The organism is Paenibacillus sp. cl141a (genome assembly GCF_900109305.1).
GTDB classification, from domain to species: Bacteria; Bacillota; Bacilli; order Paenibacillales; family Paenibacillaceae; genus Paenibacillus_AQ; species Paenibacillus_AQ lautus_A.
The window spans coordinates 484,877-500,953 of the sequence record NZ_FNZO01000003.1; the positions used below are offsets into that span (position 1 = coordinate 484,877).

Here is a 16,077-nt window from a genome sequence, read left to right on the forward strand (position 1 = left end):
TTCCAAGAATTGACGATGCTATAAGCTTTATCGGTCGCTAAGTTAGGGTCCGGTAATTTTTTGTAAAATAATTAGTATAAATAGGAGCATGGGGTATGAAACTATATCCATTCCTGATGTTTCATTGGTTTATGATTGCGATAAGAACAGTATTTCGGACTTCAGCTAATGGCGTGTTCCTGATCGTTTTTGGGCAATGTCGATAAATTTTATTATTTCCGAGGAAATGTCGTATAGAAAGTGCTGGATTCTTAGCCTCCAGCCAAGTATTATAGAAGAGTCGGTCCTGAATAGGGCTGACAAATTCACGAAGGAGGAGGGAGTATGAGTCAGGATGTATCTAATTCAATCGGTGCCGTCGGTGTTAACGGATTGATATCGATTGTTGTTTCACTGGTCTGTATCGCACTGGCTTGGTGGGCATTACAACAAGTAAAGCTGGATTTGGTTGTCCGTCATCCGAAAGGGCCGCAGGGAAAGCTGCTGCATTTGCTGCTGGCGGTGGTGCTTGGACGATTCGTTGCTGAATTCCTAATTGACTATATTACATGGAGTCAAATGATCCGATATATGTTTTAAACGCGTAAGAAGGGCGTGGTACATAACGCGTGTTGGAGCAGCTTGTTTTACAGACATCGGTTGTAGGATGGTTATGTGTTCAGCAATCTTTTACGTGTCTGTTTTAATTGCGGTATGAATGGTTATATCTCTGTTAGGTTGCTTCGGAAGAAGATGTCGAATAAACGTATTTTATTATGTTAACACTTAAATCAAGAAACGGATCGGGCGGACGCTATGACTTCCGGACTATAATGTTCACCCGGTAATTGTTGCGCATTGACAAGTGCTGGTCGGTCATGGTACCTTTCGTAGGTCCATACTGCGGATAACAGATGCTTCATAAGGTGGCATCATGGATGGTTCAATTCCTGATGTAGACACCGTATCAGATGTCATAAATAGTTCAAAAATCGCTTGTTTAGCGGAAAACACTAGTGTTAAGATGAAAGTTAGGGAATTAGCAACACCTAATTACTAACACACGCAATCAGGAAAATTATGGACGCGGAGGGAAACCATGATGAGCAAATTTATCGTCCGCGGTGGCAAAAGACTGACCGGAAGCGTCAAAGTCAGCGGAGCAAAAAATTCAGTTCTTCCGATCATCGCTGCCTCTCTACTAGGGGAAGTTGGGGAAAGTGTTATTATTGACGCACCTCCTCTTGACGATGTAATTACTATCAGCAAAGTATTGGAGTCGCTTGGTGCGGGCATTACATATCAGGATGAAGTGATACGTGTGAATGCAGAGCACATAACGACATGTGAAGCGCCTTATGAATGGGTGCGGAAGATGCGGGCGTCTTTTCTGGTCATGGGACCTTTATTGGCACGTTGTGGACGAACCCGGATTTCGCTTCCCGGGGGATGTGCTATCGGCACAAGACCCATCGATCAGCATCTAAAAGGATTTGAAGCTCTCGGGGCGGAGATCAGCCTCGGACAAGGATATATTGAAGCTAAGAGCAATGGCAGATTGCGCGGGGCAAAGGTCTATTTGGACGTTGCCAGCGTAGGTGCTACTGAAAATATTATGATGGCTGCCACATTGGCTGAAGGGACTACGGTTATCGAAAATGCGGCGAAAGAGCCGGAAATTGTCGATTTAGCGAATTACCTGAATGCGATGGGAGCCAAAGTTCGCGGTGCGGGAACGGGCGTGATCCGCATCGAAGGCGTTGAGAAAATGCATGGCGTGAAGCATAACGTGATTCCTGACCGGATCGAAGCAGGCACCTTCATGGCTGCTGCTGCGATTACCGGCGGGGACGTATACGTGGAAGGCGCCATTGCCGATCATCTCGGCCCTGTCATCTCCAAGATGGAGGAGATGGGGATCACCGTCGAGCCGGACGAGAACGGGATTCGCGTTATCGCTGACAAGCCATTAAAGTCGGTGGATGTGAAAACCTTGCCTTACCCTGGATTCCCAACCGACATGCAATCCCAGATGATGGCGCTCTTGCTGGTGTCGGAAGGTACAAGTGTCGTGACCGAAACCGTATTTGAGAACCGCTTTATGCACGTGGACGAATTCCAGTTGATGAATGCGGAGATCAAGGTGGAAGGACGTTCTGCCATCGTGACCGGCGGCGCGAAGCTGAAAGGAGCCAAAGTAACGGCAACGGATCTGCGAGCAGGGGCTGCCTTGATTTTAGCCGGTCTTGTCTCTGAGGGGACTACCGAAGTTGGCGGCGTTCAGCATATTGATCGGGGTTATGTTCATTTGGCGGAGAAACTGTCCGGACTTGGCGCGGATATTTGGCGTATTTCGACGGAGGAGCCGAGCACGGAGAAGGTTTCGAAGAAAGTGGCAACTGAAGCAGAGGATGCCAAACATTTTAAAGTGCAGCCAACCTGGGTATAACCGGGAGGCTGGATCTGTTCATTCAGAATAGATGATGCATTAAGTCATAGAAGGGGCTTTGCCGATGGAGGCAAGGTCTCTTCTTTCTTTGGTATGCCATCATCATGGCAGCTATCCCTCCTCTCTTATGTTGGGATTCCGGATGAATAGGAGACTCTTTGCTAGCTTGCTTGCAGTCAGCCTCAGCGTTTCTTCATCCATATGACTTTTCCCGTTCTCTTAGAATAGTTCTATCAAATGCCCGTATCTCATAAGTATAAGTAGAGCGCGATGGAGCACGAACGAGAGCCTATACCAGGGAAAAGGCACAGGAGGGAAACGCAATGAAAGATTCGAAGGTTCGGGTGAATGTGAGCACCGGAGGGAACAAACGAGCGGTCGATTCAAAAGACGTTCGGAAAGAAGGAAGTGCTGAGCCTTATCAGGTGGCGTCCGAAGGATCGGCGGCTCCCGTGTTAAAGTGGAAATTTCCTGAGGGGCTTAAGAAGAAAGGCGGGCTGACAGAAGAACAAAGCCGACGTTCGATACCGGATACAGAGGATATGCAGGAAGGGCCGCGCGGGCACCGCGGCCCGGGGAGCAGGCCGGACGCCTTCGGCGAGTCCGGCCAAGGCACGCGGGCGGCACAGACGCCGCCGCCCGAACGCCCTGCCGGCGCGGCTGCGCATGGCGCCGCGCCAGCCCCCGGCGGGCCGGCGGCCATGCCGCAGGGCCCGCACTCCGCGGCCGAGCCGCAGCGCTTCGCGCAAGCGGCACCGGGCCGCGTGCCGCGCGGCGGCCGCACGTTCCGTGTGCGGCCTGCGCGCTGGGGGCGCCGCGGCTTTGCCGCGCGGCGCCCGGCCGGGAAGCGGCGGGTGCGGGTGCATCCCGCCGTCTGGGCGGTGGCCGGGCTGCTGGCCTTGGCGCTGGCGCTGCCTCTGCTGGTGGTTGCCCCCGGCAACAACGCACCAGAGCCGCTGCCGCCCGGGCCGGCCCCGCTGCCTTCCGCCGAGCCGCAGGCGGCGGAAGAGCCCACGGTATCCGTTTATGTAACCAAGACGGATACCGTGGAGGAGCTGCCGCTGGAACAATACCTCGTCGGCGTCCTGGCCGCCGAGATGCCGGCCGAGTTCCAGCTGGAGGCGCTCAAGGCCCAGGCCATCGCGGCACGAACCTATATCGTGCAGCGGCTGGCATCCGGCGACCACAGCGGCGTGCCGGACGGCAAGGCCCTGGTGACCGACACGGTCAGTCACCAGGCTTATATCGCCCGAGACGAGCTGACGAAGGAATGGCGTCGGCTGGGGAAGGAAGCCGAGCTGGCGAAGCTGCGGCAGGCCGTTAAGGAAACGGCGGGTGTGGTGATGACGTATGAAGGTAAGCCGATTACGGCTTCTTTTTTCTCCACCAGCAACGGGTATACCGAAAATTCAGAGGATTATTGGAAGAACGAGATTCCCTACCTGCGCAGCGTGGAGAGTCCATGGGATAAAAAGATTTCGCCCAAATACAAGACAACGGTCACGATGCCAAGATCGGAGTTTATCGGGAAGCTTGGACTGGCGGATGGAGCCGTACCGGTATCGGCAGGCGGGGAAGGGGGTTATTCTTTTTTGAAAGTGCTCTCGTATACGCAAGGCCATCGCATTGAGAGCGTACGGGTCGGCGGCAAAAAGTTCACCGGTCGCGAGGTGAGAGAGAAGCTGGGGCTCCGGTCCAGCCAATTCACCCTTCATATGAAAGACGGAGAGATTGAGATTACGACCTACGGCAACGGCCACGGAGTCGGCATGAGCCAATACGGAGCAGAGGGCATGGCCCGCGAGGGATATGAAGCGAAAGCGATCCTGGAGCACTATTATACGAATATTTCTTTTGACAAAACTTCAAATCTTCTCTCTTTAAATACAAGTTCAAAAAATCGGCTTTACAACACCCAGAAGGTTGAATAAAGCCAGGGACTGAGAAGCGGAGCGTACGTTTTGGGTACGTGAGCATTGGAAGGACCGGCTGAATTCAAGATTCGATGCCGAGTTGCCCCTTGATTCACTCCGTGATCAAATGACGACTTTTGGAACAACCTCTCAAAAAAATAATAGTGAGATAACGTATAAAAGAGTTGGCCCCGGTAACAATGGTTACTGAGGTGATTGCAAATGAATGAACAGAACAAAAATAGTAAACCCCACGAAGAAACTCCTAAAACTGTGCAAGGAGATTCGGCGGTAACGTCATCTTCGTGGAAGAAAGCATTATCCAAACGGTGGGTGTTCCCGGCAGCATACTTAGCAGCAGCGGCAATTATACTAACCCTCGTGTGGGTCTACCAGGACGCCAGCCAAAAGACGCTGAACCCACAAGAGGAAGCAACAACCGTATCAGAATCGGTTCAAGGCTCGGAGAAGCCTGCTGCAACCGAAGGCAATGACGGAGAAGCTGTAGAAGTGACCGCTAATGCGCAAGCGATGATCTGGCCGGTAGCAGACGACGTGGCGGTGAGCATCGTCAAACCTTACTTTGACGAGACGAACCCGGAGACCCATCAAGAGGCGATGGTGCAATATAACGACACCTTCACGCCGAATCTGGGAATCGACTTGGCTGCCGCCGATGACACGATGTTCGAAGTCAGAGCCGCGCTTACGGGTAAAGTGACCCGGGTCGAGAATCATCCGGTCAACGGCAACGTCGTGGAGATTACCTCCGGCGATACGAAAACCGTGTACCAAAGCTTGAACGAAGTGAAAGTGAAGGAAGGCGCTGAAGTGAAGCAGGGCGATTCCATCGCGACGGCCGGACGCAGCGAGCTTGAGAAGGATCTCGGCAACCACGTGCACTTTGAAGTGTATGAGGGCGGGAAACTGGTCAACCCTGTGAGCGTGCTTCCGCAAAAATAATTTCATTTCTTCGTCATATGCGCCCACCGCGCACTTGAAGAGGCAGGATCTTGGGATCCTGTCTTTTTTTTGCTGCGGGTTCGGATGGCAAGTCCAACCCTTGCCGCGCCTTGTTTTGTGGAGTTTTTCAGCTTGTCCGCGACCGGCATGTCCAGAAAATAAATGGGTCCAAGTAAGCTTGTCAGCACTTGAAACCGCGAATATCCCGTCAGGCCCCTCATATAATGTACCAAACTATCCACACAGTAGGGAGGCGGGAGCGTGCACGATTACATCAAAGAGCGGACCATTAAGATCGGACGCTGTATCGTGGAAACGAGGCATACGGTTCGAACTATAGCCAAAGAATTTGGCGTGTCGAAGAGCACGGTGCATAAGGACTTAACCGAACGTCTGCCGGAGATCAACCCGGACCTGGCGGATCAGGTAAAGCACATTCTCGAATACCACAAATCCATCCGCCATCTGAGAGGCGGAGAAGCTACCAAGATCAAGTACAAAAAAACCGGCAGCAACCGTGAACCGGTGGCCACGGCAAAATCCTGATTTTTTAGGGCTTTGGTCGCTAGATTGGCGTTGAATCCCTCCCCTAAAGTATGATATGTTAAAAGCTGGTATAGGATCGAAATATGGGACCTGTTTTGCCGAAGATCATCATCGATTGCTAGATTATGTCGAAGGGTGGGACGGTACAGCGAACAGACTCTTTTACCATAAAATAACACTTTGGGGGCTTTTCATGATGTTGAGCAAGGATATTGGAATCGATCTCGGAACGGCGAACGTGCTCATTCACGTAAAGGGGAAGGGGGTAGTGTTAGACGAACCTTCCGTTGTCACTATTGAGACCGACACCAAACGAGTCCTTGCCGTCGGTGAGGAAGCACGGCGCATGGTCGGGCGTACTCCCGGCAACATTACGGCGATCCGCCCGCTGAGGGACGGGGTCATCGCCGACTTCGAAATTACGGAAGCGATGCTGAAGTACTTTATTGATCGCGTGGGCGCGCGCAGTTGGCACAGCCGGCCTCGAATCCTGATCTGTGCACCGACGAACATTACTTCGGTGGAGCAGAAAGCGATCCGGGAAGCGGCTGAGCGCAGCGGCGCAAGGGATGTGTTCCTGGAAGAAGAACCGAAGGCGGCGGCAATTGGCGCAGGTATGGATATTTTCCAACCGAGCGGTAACATGGTTGTGGACATCGGGGGCGGCACCACGGATGTGGCCGTCCTGTCCATGGGCGATGTGGTTACCGCTTCTTCGATTAAAATGGCAGGGGACAAGTTCGACGAGGCGATCACGAAGTACGTGAAGCATAAATATAAATTGCTGATCGGGGAACGGACGGCAGAAGATTTGAAGATGGCGATCGGAACGGTTCGTCCGGGCGGCAGACAAGCTGAGATGGACATTCGCGGACGCGATATGGTGTCGGGATTGCCGTTTACCGTCACGGTGTCGTCAGAGGAAGTGCAGGAAGCCCTGTGGGATCCCGTGTCATCGATCGTACTCGCAGCCAAATCCGTATTGGAGCGCACTCCGCCTGAGCTGTCGGCGGACATCATCGATCGCGGCGTTATCCTAACGGGCGGCGGCGCGCTGCTTCACGGATTGGACGAGCTGTTGACGGACGAGCTTCGGGTGCCGGTGCTTGTCGCTGAAGATCCGATGCACTGTGTGGTTAAGGGAACGGGAATTATGCTGGATAATTTGGACAAGGTCGTTAAGAAAAAGTTCTAACCTTCCGATATAGATGATAGGAACGTGATATTTGATTTTAAATCTGTATCCATACGATGCAGCTACATAAGTCTGCAGTATAACAATGGTCATGCTAAAACAGCAGCGAAGCGGCCATTCACGGATCTATTTTGGAAGGGGAGTGCCTTCATTGTTAAGAGGTCTATATACAGCGGCTTCAGGGATGATGACCCAGGAGCAGCGACATAATACGGTGACGCAGAACATCGCCAACGTTAACACGACAGGCTATAAGGCAACGAACAGCGTACAGCGCTCGTTTCCTGAAGTGCTGGTCTCGATGATCGGCGGCAACGAGTCGTCGAATGCGGGACGGAAGCTCGGCAAGTTCAACACGGGCGTATACGCGGAGGAGAGCATTTCGCTCTATACGGAAGGCGCGCTTCGGGAAACGAACAAGACAACGGACTTTGCGTTGGTATCCTCGTTCACGGTACAGAATCCGGCAACGGGCCAGGCTTATCCGTTTGATGCTTCGGGCAGATATGTGGACGAGAACGGCGAGGTGATTTACCGGCCGGAAGGATTTTTCACGGTTCAGAACGAGAATGGAGATGTCCGGTACACCCGCAACGGCAGCTTCCGGGTCAGCCCCGAAGGCAACCTGTTGAGCGAGAGCGGTTATCAGGTTCTGGATAACAATAACAGACCGATTGTATTGACAGGTCCGGCGAGTGACTTTACAGTGAATGAGCAAGGAGAAATCATGGACGCCGCTGGCAGAGGGACGGGCATCATTCTCGGCGTCAGCATCGTGAGCCAGCCTCATGGACTGATTCGAGAAGGGCATGGCGTGTTCCGCATGGCTGATCCGGACGGTGAAGTGCGTTTTATGACTCCGGCCGATAACGGAGTGGTCCGACAGGGATTCATCGAAGGGTCCAACGTGGATCCAACGCAGTCGATGGTGGAATTGACCGCTGCGCTGCGCGCGTATGAAACGAATCAGAAAATCGTTCAATATTACGACAGAACGCTGGAGAAGGCGGTCAATGAGATTGGCCGCGTCTAAGCTAACGTCTGTAAGCAGGTAGGCAGCACACTGCTGCCGGAATAATGTGAGCCCACGGGAGGTAAGTAATGAACAACTCGATGATTAGCGCCATGGTGTCGATGAATGCCCTCCAGCAGCGATTGGATGTCATTGCGGACAATATGGCAAACGTCAACACGGCTGGTTATAAGAAAAAGGAGGCATCCTTCGAGGATGTGCTGACACAGGTTCAGGGCCATCACAAGGATTTCGACCGGACGGGCCGTGCGACGCCGCTTGGCTATACACTCGGGTACGGCATGAGATTATCTTCCGTTGTGCCAAACATGGAGCAGGGCGCCATGAAGGAAACCGGCAACCCGCTCGATCTGATGATTGACGGGCAAGCCATGTTTGCGGTTCAGGGAGACGGCGCGATCGGGTATACCCGCGAAGGCGGATTCGATGTATCCCCGGACGCCCGTAATCCGAACAACCTGCTGCTGGTCAATTCACAAGGCTATCCTGTGCTTGACGTGAACGATAATCCGATCTCTCTTCCGGCCAAAGGGAAAGTTGCCATCAATGAGAGAGGTCAGATTATCGTGGAGACCCCAACGGGCGGCCGTACGGCTCCTTATGCCACCTTGAAGCTGGTTGAGCTTGAGCGTCCGGAGGGACTGGTTGCTGTAGGGGATAACCTGTTTGTCTTAGGGAACGGTTTAGCGGAAGGCGACGTATTCGATACGACGCCGCCTGCTCCGGGCGAGCCTCCTAAATCCAAGGTGCTGTCCGGATTTGTGGAGCAATCCAACGTGAACCTGACCGATGAATTGACCAAGATGATGGAAGTTCAGCGGGCCTACCAGCTGACGGCACGCGCGCTTAGTTCCAGCGATACCATGATGAACCTTGCCAACACAATGCGAGGGTAGGTGGGCATCATGAGTGAATCAAACACCAAAAAACGCTCCAAGACATCCGGATGGAAAATCGCCGTCCGTATCATGATTCCTGTATTGCTCGTAATGGCATTATTCGGGGGCATGGTCTTCGGATATGTTGTCCTGGGGGATCAGGAGCTTGGTGAAGTGTTTGAATGGGGCACATGGAAGCATGTTTTTGATTTGATTTTCGCACCGTGACGAAGGTCGGGGTGACATACAACGTCGTTGATAAGATGCCAAACTCCCTGTAAGGGAGTTTTCTTTTTTTAGGGTTAAACGGTATAATGGGATGGGACTTGCGTATTAACTTTGTCATTTCATGACAATGGACGGATGTATATAAAATAACCCCACAAAGTGGAGCCTATGCTGCGATGCTTATTCCAAATACTTTGCGGGGACCCCAAAAAACTTGTAAAAGGGCCCTCTCCTCGTACACGGAATGTCCGAAGGAGAAAGCCCCTTATCTGAAACCTTCACTTCTGCAGCGGTGAAGGATATCCATCATTTTTTCCGCAACTCCTTCTTTTTATGCAAATGATCCGAAATTCGTTAAAGAACCTCGAAGATGAAACTTGATTAAACCATCGGCAATACCTTCCGCTGCTTGAGAAAGCGGCATAGCGGCGCAACTGGAACGAACTCCCCTTTTCAAACGCTATGCTTGGCGGGTACGTACATAAGGAGGATTTAATACTATGTTGAACATCAAACAGATCCAAGAGATTATTCCGCATCGTCCCCCGTTTTTGCTCGTCGATAAGATCGTGGAGATCGAGGATGGCAAACGGGCGGTCGGTATCAAGAACGTGACGATCAATGAACCGTTTTTTGTCGGGCATTTCCCTGAATATGCCGTTATGCCGGGAGTCCTGATTGTAGAAGCTTTGGCGCAAGTCGGCGCTGTGGCGATTCTCAACGTAGAGAGCAATCGGGGCAAGCTCGGCTTTTTGGCGGGCATTGACGGTTTCCGTTTCCGTGGACAAGTGGTGCCGGGAGATACGCTGCGCCTGGAAGTCGAGATCATTCGCCTGAAGGGCATGATCGGCAAAGGGAAAGCGACTGCAACGGTGGATGGACGCGTAGTGGCCGAGGGAGAAATTATGTTTGCTCTCGCGGACAAGGAGTAATTTTCAGACTATTCTTGTTTGGATGAGGAAGGGAGACTTTTTTTCATGTCAGAGATGAGTCAGAGAACAATCGATACGGTACAGCGCTGGTTGAATGATCCTTATGTAGATGAGGAGACGAAACAGGAGCTGCGTTCACTCGAGCACGATGCCAAAGAGCTGGAGGAGCGGTTTTATCGTGATCTGGAATTTGGAACGGGCGGTCTGCGCGGCGTCATTGGTGCAGGCAGCAACCGGATGAATAAATATACGGTTGGTCGCGCAACGCAAGGCTTTGCGCAGTATATTCTGGAGGCTCACGGTGATGCGGAAGGCAAGCCTTCCGTTGTCATTGCGCATGATTCCCGGCATTTCTCGCCGGAGTTCGCGTTGGAGGCTGCTTTGGTTCTGGCCGGCAACGGGATTGTAGCCAAGCTGTACCCTTCCCTTCGTTCTACGCCGCAATTGTCATTCAGCGTGCGTCACTTGGGCGCTACCGGCGGGATTGTCATCACGGCAAGCCATAATCCGCCGGAATATAACGGCTATAAGGTGTACAACCGTGAAGGCGGCCAGCTGGTGCCGGATGAAGCGGAGAACGTGATTGCCCGGATTCAGGAGGTGGATTCTTTCTCCGCCGTGAAAAGGCTGTCGCAGGCGGATGCCGAGGCTCAGGGTCTGCTGGTTTGGCTGGGCGAAGCGGAAGATCAGGCTTTTGTGGATACGGTGACCAATGTCAGCGTGAATCGGGAGCTTATCGCGTCCAAGCTGGGCGAGGATTTCAAAATCGTATTCACGCCGCTGCATGGAACAGGTCAAGCCCCGGTCGAGCGGGTGCTTCGGAACATCGGCTTTAAGCATATCCATGTCGTTCCTGAACAAGCCCAGCCGGACGGCAATTTCTCCACGGTGAAATCTCCGAATCCGGAGGAACGGGAAGCGTTTACGCTTGCGATGAAGCTTGGCGAGGAAGTGGGAGCCGACATTTTGATCGGAACGGATCCGGACGCAGACCGCATGGGGGCCGTCGTGAAGAACGCTCAGGGCGAATACGTCGTGCTGACAGGCAATCAATCGGGCGCGATTATGATCCACTATTTGCTCGGTCAATTGAAGGAAGCGGGCAAGCTGCCTCATAACGGTGCCGTTATCAAGACCATCGTTACGAGCGAGATGGGAGCGGCGATTGCGGAGCATTATGGTGCCGCCGTGTTGAATACATTGACGGGATTTAAGTACATTGGCGAGAAAATGACCCAGTTCGAGGAGTCCGGCAGCCATACGTATCTGTTCGGCTATGAGGAGAGTTACGGCTATTTGGCAGGCAACTATGCGCGCGATAAGGATGCCGTGCTGGCCTCGATGCTGATATGCGAAGCCGCCGCCTACTATAAAGGACAAGGCAAGACGCTGTACGATGTGCTGCAGGAGCTTTACGAGCAGTTCGGTTATTTCCTCGAGACGCTGGAATCCCGGACGCTCAAAGGCAAGGATGGCGTTGCCCAGATTCAAGCCAAGATGTCCGATTGGCGCGACAATCCGCCCCAGAAGGTCGGAGGTGTATCGGTTAAGCAGGTCCTTGACTACGCAGAAGGCCTGGACGGATTACCGAAGGAAAACGTGTTAAAATATTTGCTGGAAGACGGTTCATGGTTCTGCCTGAGACCTTCGGGCACCGAGCCGAAGATCAAAGTATATTTTGCCGTGCGCGGTGAATCTCTCGCCGATGCGAAGGCCAAAATTCAATCGCTCTCGGATCAAGTCATGGCCCGGGTAGACGCTTAACCATAGATATATTTTAATGAGAGAAGAGAACGAAGGGGATTTACGATGGTTGCTGCAAGGCATCAATGTAGCTGTTGCCCTCCATCGTAAATTCCCGCAGGTTCGATGAGGAGGTACTTTCGTGGTTCAGAAATGGAAACGCTGGAACACGGCAGCCCGCAAGTGGCTGTGGATTCTGGTTGTTCTTGGCGTTGCAGCGGCCCTGCCTGTAGGTTATGACCGACTGCAAACAGAATCAACATCAAAGAACGTTGAGTTGGTGTTTGATTATCGGGATTTGTTGGATGTCGCGGTGTATCAATCCAAGCCGCAGGATTTTATATCCGAGCAGCTGGATCGCCTGAAAGAGGCCGGCGTGATCAGTATGGCGCTTTATGAAAGCACGCTGGACGAGCTGGCGAAATCGCGGCGGATATCGGTATATGACGGGCAGCAGGTCGCCGATCTGACAGGTACGACGGTCTCCCCGAACGAGAATTTTACGTATGTTGCATTCCTGAACGAGGAAAGCGCAGCTTTAATTAAACCTATCATTCAAGACACGTTCACGAGACTGGGGATTCCGGTAAGATCATGGCAGTTCGATCGCGCAGTGGACGGATTGGTGCTGGAAACCCCGCGTTCCAATGCGGTCATCAAACCGTTGTCTCCAGACCCGATTACGATCAGCATGCTGAGGGAGAAGGGCTTTAACATTGTGCCGCGTCTGTCGGACAGTCTTCCGTATGACCAGGCTTATATGGAGAAGCTGATGGCGTACTTCGCGGATAACGGCGTGAAACGCATTCTGTTCGAAGGGGATTCCGCCAGAGGTTTCAATGAGCAAGCCGACATGAAAAGCCTGGATTCCTTTGGCCAGCTGTTGAACGAACATGGGATCGGCCTCGTGGCGATTGAGAATATCAAGCGTCCGCAAAAAGGCTTTACGAAACTTGCCTATTTAACGGATTACAACGTAACCCGTATTTATTCCTTAAGCGAGCGGGATGCTAATCTGGAGCCCGAGGTTATCGGGGACCGCTTTGCTCTGGCATCCAAAGACCGTAACATTCGGATGTTCTATTTGAATGCAGAGCCGAGCCGGGATATGACCAAGGCTACCGTTACTCATCCGCTCGACAATCTGATTGACAGTTTGACCGGATCGGGACAAGCCATCAAGCAGATCGAGGACAATGGATTTACCATGGGTCCTGCAGAGCCGTTTAAAGTAACCGACTCGTCCTTGCAGCGTTACTTCAAGCTTGGGGCGGTCGTCGGAGCCATCGCGTTGATTTCGCTCATGATTTCCTATTACATTCCGTTTTTGACGATTGCAGCCTTCCTGATCGGGCTCGTGGGCAGCGCCGGATTGTATGTTCTAAAGCCGACATTGCTTGAACAGGCCTTGGCTTTATTTGCCGCGATCAGCGCTCCAACGGTTGCCGTCATATTGGCCATCCGCAAAGTCAATGAAACGCAGAAAAGCATTCCGGACATGAGTCCTGGCAGAAGAGTGACCCATTCGATCGTGTTGCTGGTCAAAACCTCGATTTTGTCGCTTGCGGCCGTACCGATCGTTGTCGCGTTATTGAACAATGTGACGTATATGCTCGTACTGGAACAGTTCCGTGGCGTAAACTTGCTCGCAGCAGCTCCGATTGGGCTTATTGCGATCTACGTGGTTCTGTATCGCGGGGGATCGACTTACAGCGCAATTCTCAAGCTGCTTAAAGCACCGATCTCGTTGACATGGGTCATCGCAGCAGGGATTGTGGCCATTGTTGGCTGGTACTATCTCACCCGTACAGGTAATGCAGGTTCCGTATCTTCGATCGAAATGACATTCCGTACATTCCTGGAAAATACGTTTGGCGTGCGTCCGCGTAACAAGGAATTTTTACTTGCTCATCCGATGATGGTACTCGGCGTGTTCCTGTCATTTAAGTACCGTCATGCCGTATACCTTCTCATTATCGGCGTGATGGGGCAGCTGTCGATGGTCGGAACATTCACGCATATTCACACGCCTCTCTATATTTCGGCGATTCGCGTCGTATTGGGCCTTGGACTCGGCCTGATCATCGGATTGATCGCGATATTGGTATGGCAAGTGGCAGAAAGGATCTGGAAACGATGGTCTCCACTTCTAAGACAATAGTCATTTCCGGATATTACGGATTTAAAAATAGCGGTGACGAAGCGGTGCTGAAATCGATTCTGACCGCATTAGAGCAGGAAGGACAGGCCGCGGGGGTCGATATCAACCCCGTTGTGCTTTCCATCGACCCGGAATGGACTTCGGCTGCCTATGGGGTTAAATCCGTACATCGGATGAAGCTCGGCGAGGTTCGACAGGCGATCAAGGACAGCGACGGCTTGATCAGCGGCGGAGGAAGCCTGCTGCAGGATGCCACCAGTCCGAAGACCATTCCTTATTATCTGGGCGTTCTCAAGATCGCGCAGTGGCTCGGTAAACCGACGTTCATTTATGCCCAGGGCGTTGGCCCGGTGAACCGTAAACTGTTTTATCCGATGATTCGCTCGATCTTCCGTAAATGCACGTATATCTCGGTGCGGGACATGCAGTCGGGCGAACTGCTTCAGTCCATGGGATTATCGGGGGAAGCCGTGCACGTCGTGCCAGACCCGGTAATGGGGTTGCCGCTGCGAGCCGGAGAGGGTGTCCATCGGGATTCCCACCCGGGATCAGCGTTGAAAAAGAATGAAGCTGCACCAGTTTCTTCTATAGAAGAGCAGCGCGAATCATCCGAAGGACCTGTAAAGGCATCCTCGTTATCAAGCGGTGAGACGGAGGGCTCACTTCCGGTCATCGGTATTTCGGTTCGGTATTGGCATCCGGAGCGAAAAGAGCTGAAGGCAGTAGCGGAAGGTTTAAAGGCGTTGGCCGAACAACGACCGGTGCATCTTCGCTTTCTTCCTTTTCATCAGCCGGATGATCTTGAGGCTTCGCAGTTTATAGCGGATGCTGTGGGCGATATTTTCAAGAATGGCTCTAGTATCAGCTTCTACCGTGAGGAGAAGCAGCCGCAGGACATGCTGCGCGAGGTTAGCCGTTGTGATATGATATTGGGCATGCGCCTGCATAGCCTGATCTATGCCGCGAATCAGAGCGTGCCGCTGCTCGGAATTTCTTATGATCCGAAAATCAACCACTTCTTGAAGCGGCTTGGCAGCGAGCCTGTCGGAAGCAGTGAATCCCTTGATCCGAGCGTATTAAAGGATCAGATGCTGAAGCTGTTGGACGACGCAGCGGCATGGAGGGCGGAGCATGGCGAGCAGATTGCCGTGCTGAAACGCGAGGCTGCCATGCCTGCACGCCACATTGCCCAATATTTACGCCATAGAGGATGATAAACATGAAACAGACCTATCCATTTCCTACCGTATCGGTATTCGAGATTCCGTTTTCCAAGCTAAGCATGAAGGATACGGTGAAATACCTGACAGAGGCTGTGCAGTCGGGGCAGCCCCACCATGTGATCACGGCGAATCCGATCATGGTGATGACGGCCGTCAACAATCCGGAGTATAAAGAGATGATGCAAAGCGCTGAAATCATCGTTCCGGACGGCACCGGAATCGTCTGGGCCGCCGGTGTGGGCGGCGATCCGTTGGAGGGACGCGTGACCGGCTTCGAGCTTTTACATGAATTGTTGAAGGTCGGGGAAACCTATAGATGGAAGTTCTTTCTGCTGGGAACTACCGCCGAAGTGATTCAGGAAGCTGCCGAAAGGTTACAAATGCAATATCCGGCTGCAATTATATGCGGCTACCGGGACGGTTTTTTTGGGCCTGATGAAGATGCTGCCGTCATCGAACAGATACGGGCGGCTTCACCGGATATTTTGTTTGTGGCGCGCGGTGCGGATAACCAGGAACCTTGGATTGCCCAGCATAAACAGGCGCTCCAGGTTCCGGTCGTGATGGGCGTCGGGGGATCGTTCGATATTATCTCCGGCAAACTGAAGCGGGCACCGAAGGTGTTCCAAAAGCTGCGTCTTGAATGGTTTTATCGCCTTCTTAAGGAGCCCACCCGTTACAAAAGAATGCTTGCGCTGCCGAAATTCGTAGTGAAAGTGCTGCGTGAGAAAGAAAACGTAACGAAATCGAGCTAAATGGCTCATTTCTGTGGGTAAAATCCGGGAAATCACCGGAAATTGGCATTGGTTTTCGGACCCGAAGGGAGTATAATTC

The 16,077-nt window shown here is 52.5% G+C and carries 14 protein-coding genes; all 14 read left to right on the forward strand.

The window, feature by feature from the left end:
- The first annotated feature begins 324 nt into the window (after positions 1–324).
- Positions 325–579 (forward strand): DUF1146 family protein, encoded by a 255-nt coding sequence (locus BMX45_RS12150; protein ID WP_090909896.1) that lies wholly within the window; start codon positions 325–327, stop codon positions 577–579.
- Positions 580–1,081: 502 nt separating this feature from the next.
- Entirely contained in the window at positions 1,082–2,428 is a 1,347-nt protein-coding gene (gene murA / locus BMX45_RS12155) for a UDP-N-acetylglucosamine 1-carboxyvinyltransferase (protein WP_175495088.1), read from the forward strand.
- 323 nt (positions 2,429–2,751) lie between these two features.
- Positions 2,752–4,359: a stage II sporulation protein D gene (gene spoIID, locus BMX45_RS31775; RefSeq protein ID WP_254778042.1), complete on the forward strand. Its 1,608-nt coding sequence runs from the start codon at positions 2,752–2,754 to the stop codon at positions 4,357–4,359.
- Between the two features lie 204 nt (positions 4,360–4,563).
- The gene (locus BMX45_RS12165; RefSeq protein WP_015737742.1) at positions 4,564–5,304 is read left to right on the forward strand and encodes a M23 family metallopeptidase; all 741 of its coding nucleotides are present in this window, start codon (positions 4,564–4,566) and stop codon (positions 5,302–5,304) included.
- 261 nt (positions 5,305–5,565) lie between these two features.
- Positions 5,566–5,850 carry a sporulation transcriptional regulator SpoIIID gene (gene spoIIID / locus BMX45_RS12175; protein WP_009594246.1) on the forward strand — a complete coding sequence of 95 codons (285 nt, stop codon included), beginning with the start codon at positions 5,566–5,568 and terminating at the stop codon, positions 5,848–5,850.
- A gap of 196 nt (positions 5,851–6,046) precedes the next feature.
- Positions 6,047–7,045 carry a rod shape-determining protein gene (locus tag BMX45_RS12180; protein ID WP_036660372.1) on the forward strand — a complete coding sequence of 333 codons (999 nt, stop codon included), beginning with the start codon at positions 6,047–6,049 and terminating at the stop codon, positions 7,043–7,045.
- Positions 7,046–7,196: 151 nt separating this feature from the next.
- Positions 7,197–8,078: a flagellar hook-basal body protein gene (locus BMX45_RS12185; protein WP_036660349.1), complete on the forward strand. Its 882-nt coding sequence runs from the start codon at positions 7,197–7,199 to the stop codon at positions 8,076–8,078.
- 68 nt (positions 8,079–8,146) lie between these two features.
- Positions 8,147–8,974 (forward strand): flagellar hook-basal body protein, encoded by an 828-nt coding sequence (locus BMX45_RS12190; protein WP_090909899.1) that lies wholly within the window; start codon positions 8,147–8,149, stop codon positions 8,972–8,974.
- Between the two features lie 9 nt (positions 8,975–8,983).
- Positions 8,984–9,184 (forward strand): DNA-directed RNA polymerase subunit beta, encoded by a 201-nt coding sequence (locus BMX45_RS12195; RefSeq protein WP_090909900.1) that lies wholly within the window; start codon positions 8,984–8,986, stop codon positions 9,182–9,184.
- A 500-nt stretch (positions 9,185–9,684) separates the two neighbouring features.
- Positions 9,685–10,116 carry a 3-hydroxyacyl-ACP dehydratase FabZ gene (gene fabZ / locus BMX45_RS12200; protein WP_007133270.1) on the forward strand — a complete coding sequence of 144 codons (432 nt, stop codon included), beginning with the start codon at positions 9,685–9,687 and terminating at the stop codon, positions 10,114–10,116.
- Between the two features lie 45 nt (positions 10,117–10,161).
- Positions 10,162–11,880: a phospho-sugar mutase gene (locus BMX45_RS12205; protein WP_090909901.1), complete on the forward strand. Its 1,719-nt coding sequence runs from the start codon at positions 10,162–10,164 to the stop codon at positions 11,878–11,880.
- Positions 11,881–12,001: 121 nt separating this feature from the next.
- A complete protein-coding gene (locus tag BMX45_RS12210; RefSeq protein ID WP_090909902.1) occupies positions 12,002–14,020 on the forward strand; it encodes a DUF5693 family protein in 2,019 nt (672 codons plus the stop codon).
- Positions 13,996–15,234 carry a polysaccharide pyruvyl transferase CsaB gene (csaB, locus tag BMX45_RS12215; RefSeq protein ID WP_090909903.1) on the forward strand — a complete coding sequence of 413 codons (1,239 nt, stop codon included), beginning with the start codon at positions 13,996–13,998 and terminating at the stop codon, positions 15,232–15,234. Before BMX45_RS12210 ends, csaB begins: the two co-directional genes overlap by 25 nt.
- A 5-nt stretch (positions 15,235–15,239) precedes the next feature.
- A complete protein-coding gene (locus BMX45_RS12220; protein WP_090909904.1) occupies positions 15,240–15,998 on the forward strand; it encodes a WecB/TagA/CpsF family glycosyltransferase in 759 nt (252 codons plus the stop codon).
- Positions 15,999–16,077: the final 79 nt, after the last annotated feature.

Coding starts and splice junctions, on each gene's coding strand:
- BMX45_RS12150 (WP_090909896.1), top strand. CDS start 325: ATGAGTCAGGATGTATCTAATTCAATCGGTGCCGTCGGTGTTAACGGA.
- murA (WP_175495088.1), top strand. CDS start 1,082: ATGAGCAAATTTATCGTCCGCGGTGGCAAAAGACTGACCGGAAGCGTC.
- spoIID (WP_254778042.1), top strand. CDS start 2,752: ATGAAAGATTCGAAGGTTCGGGTGAATGTGAGCACCGGAGGGAACAAA.
- BMX45_RS12165 (WP_015737742.1), top strand. CDS start 4,564: ATGAATGAACAGAACAAAAATAGTAAACCCCACGAAGAAACTCCTAAA.
- BMX45_RS12180 (WP_036660372.1), top strand. CDS start 6,047: ATGTTGAGCAAGGATATTGGAATCGATCTCGGAACGGCGAACGTGCTC.
- BMX45_RS12190 (WP_090909899.1), top strand. CDS start 8,147: ATGAACAACTCGATGATTAGCGCCATGGTGTCGATGAATGCCCTCCAG.
- BMX45_RS12195 (WP_090909900.1), top strand. CDS start 8,984: ATGAGTGAATCAAACACCAAAAAACGCTCCAAGACATCCGGATGGAAA.
- fabZ (WP_007133270.1), top strand. CDS start 9,685: ATGTTGAACATCAAACAGATCCAAGAGATTATTCCGCATCGTCCCCCG.
- BMX45_RS12205 (WP_090909901.1), top strand. CDS start 10,162: ATGTCAGAGATGAGTCAGAGAACAATCGATACGGTACAGCGCTGGTTG.
- csaB (WP_090909903.1), top strand. CDS start 13,996: ATGGTCTCCACTTCTAAGACAATAGTCATTTCCGGATATTACGGATTT.
- BMX45_RS12220 (WP_090909904.1), top strand. CDS start 15,240: ATGAAACAGACCTATCCATTTCCTACCGTATCGGTATTCGAGATTCCG.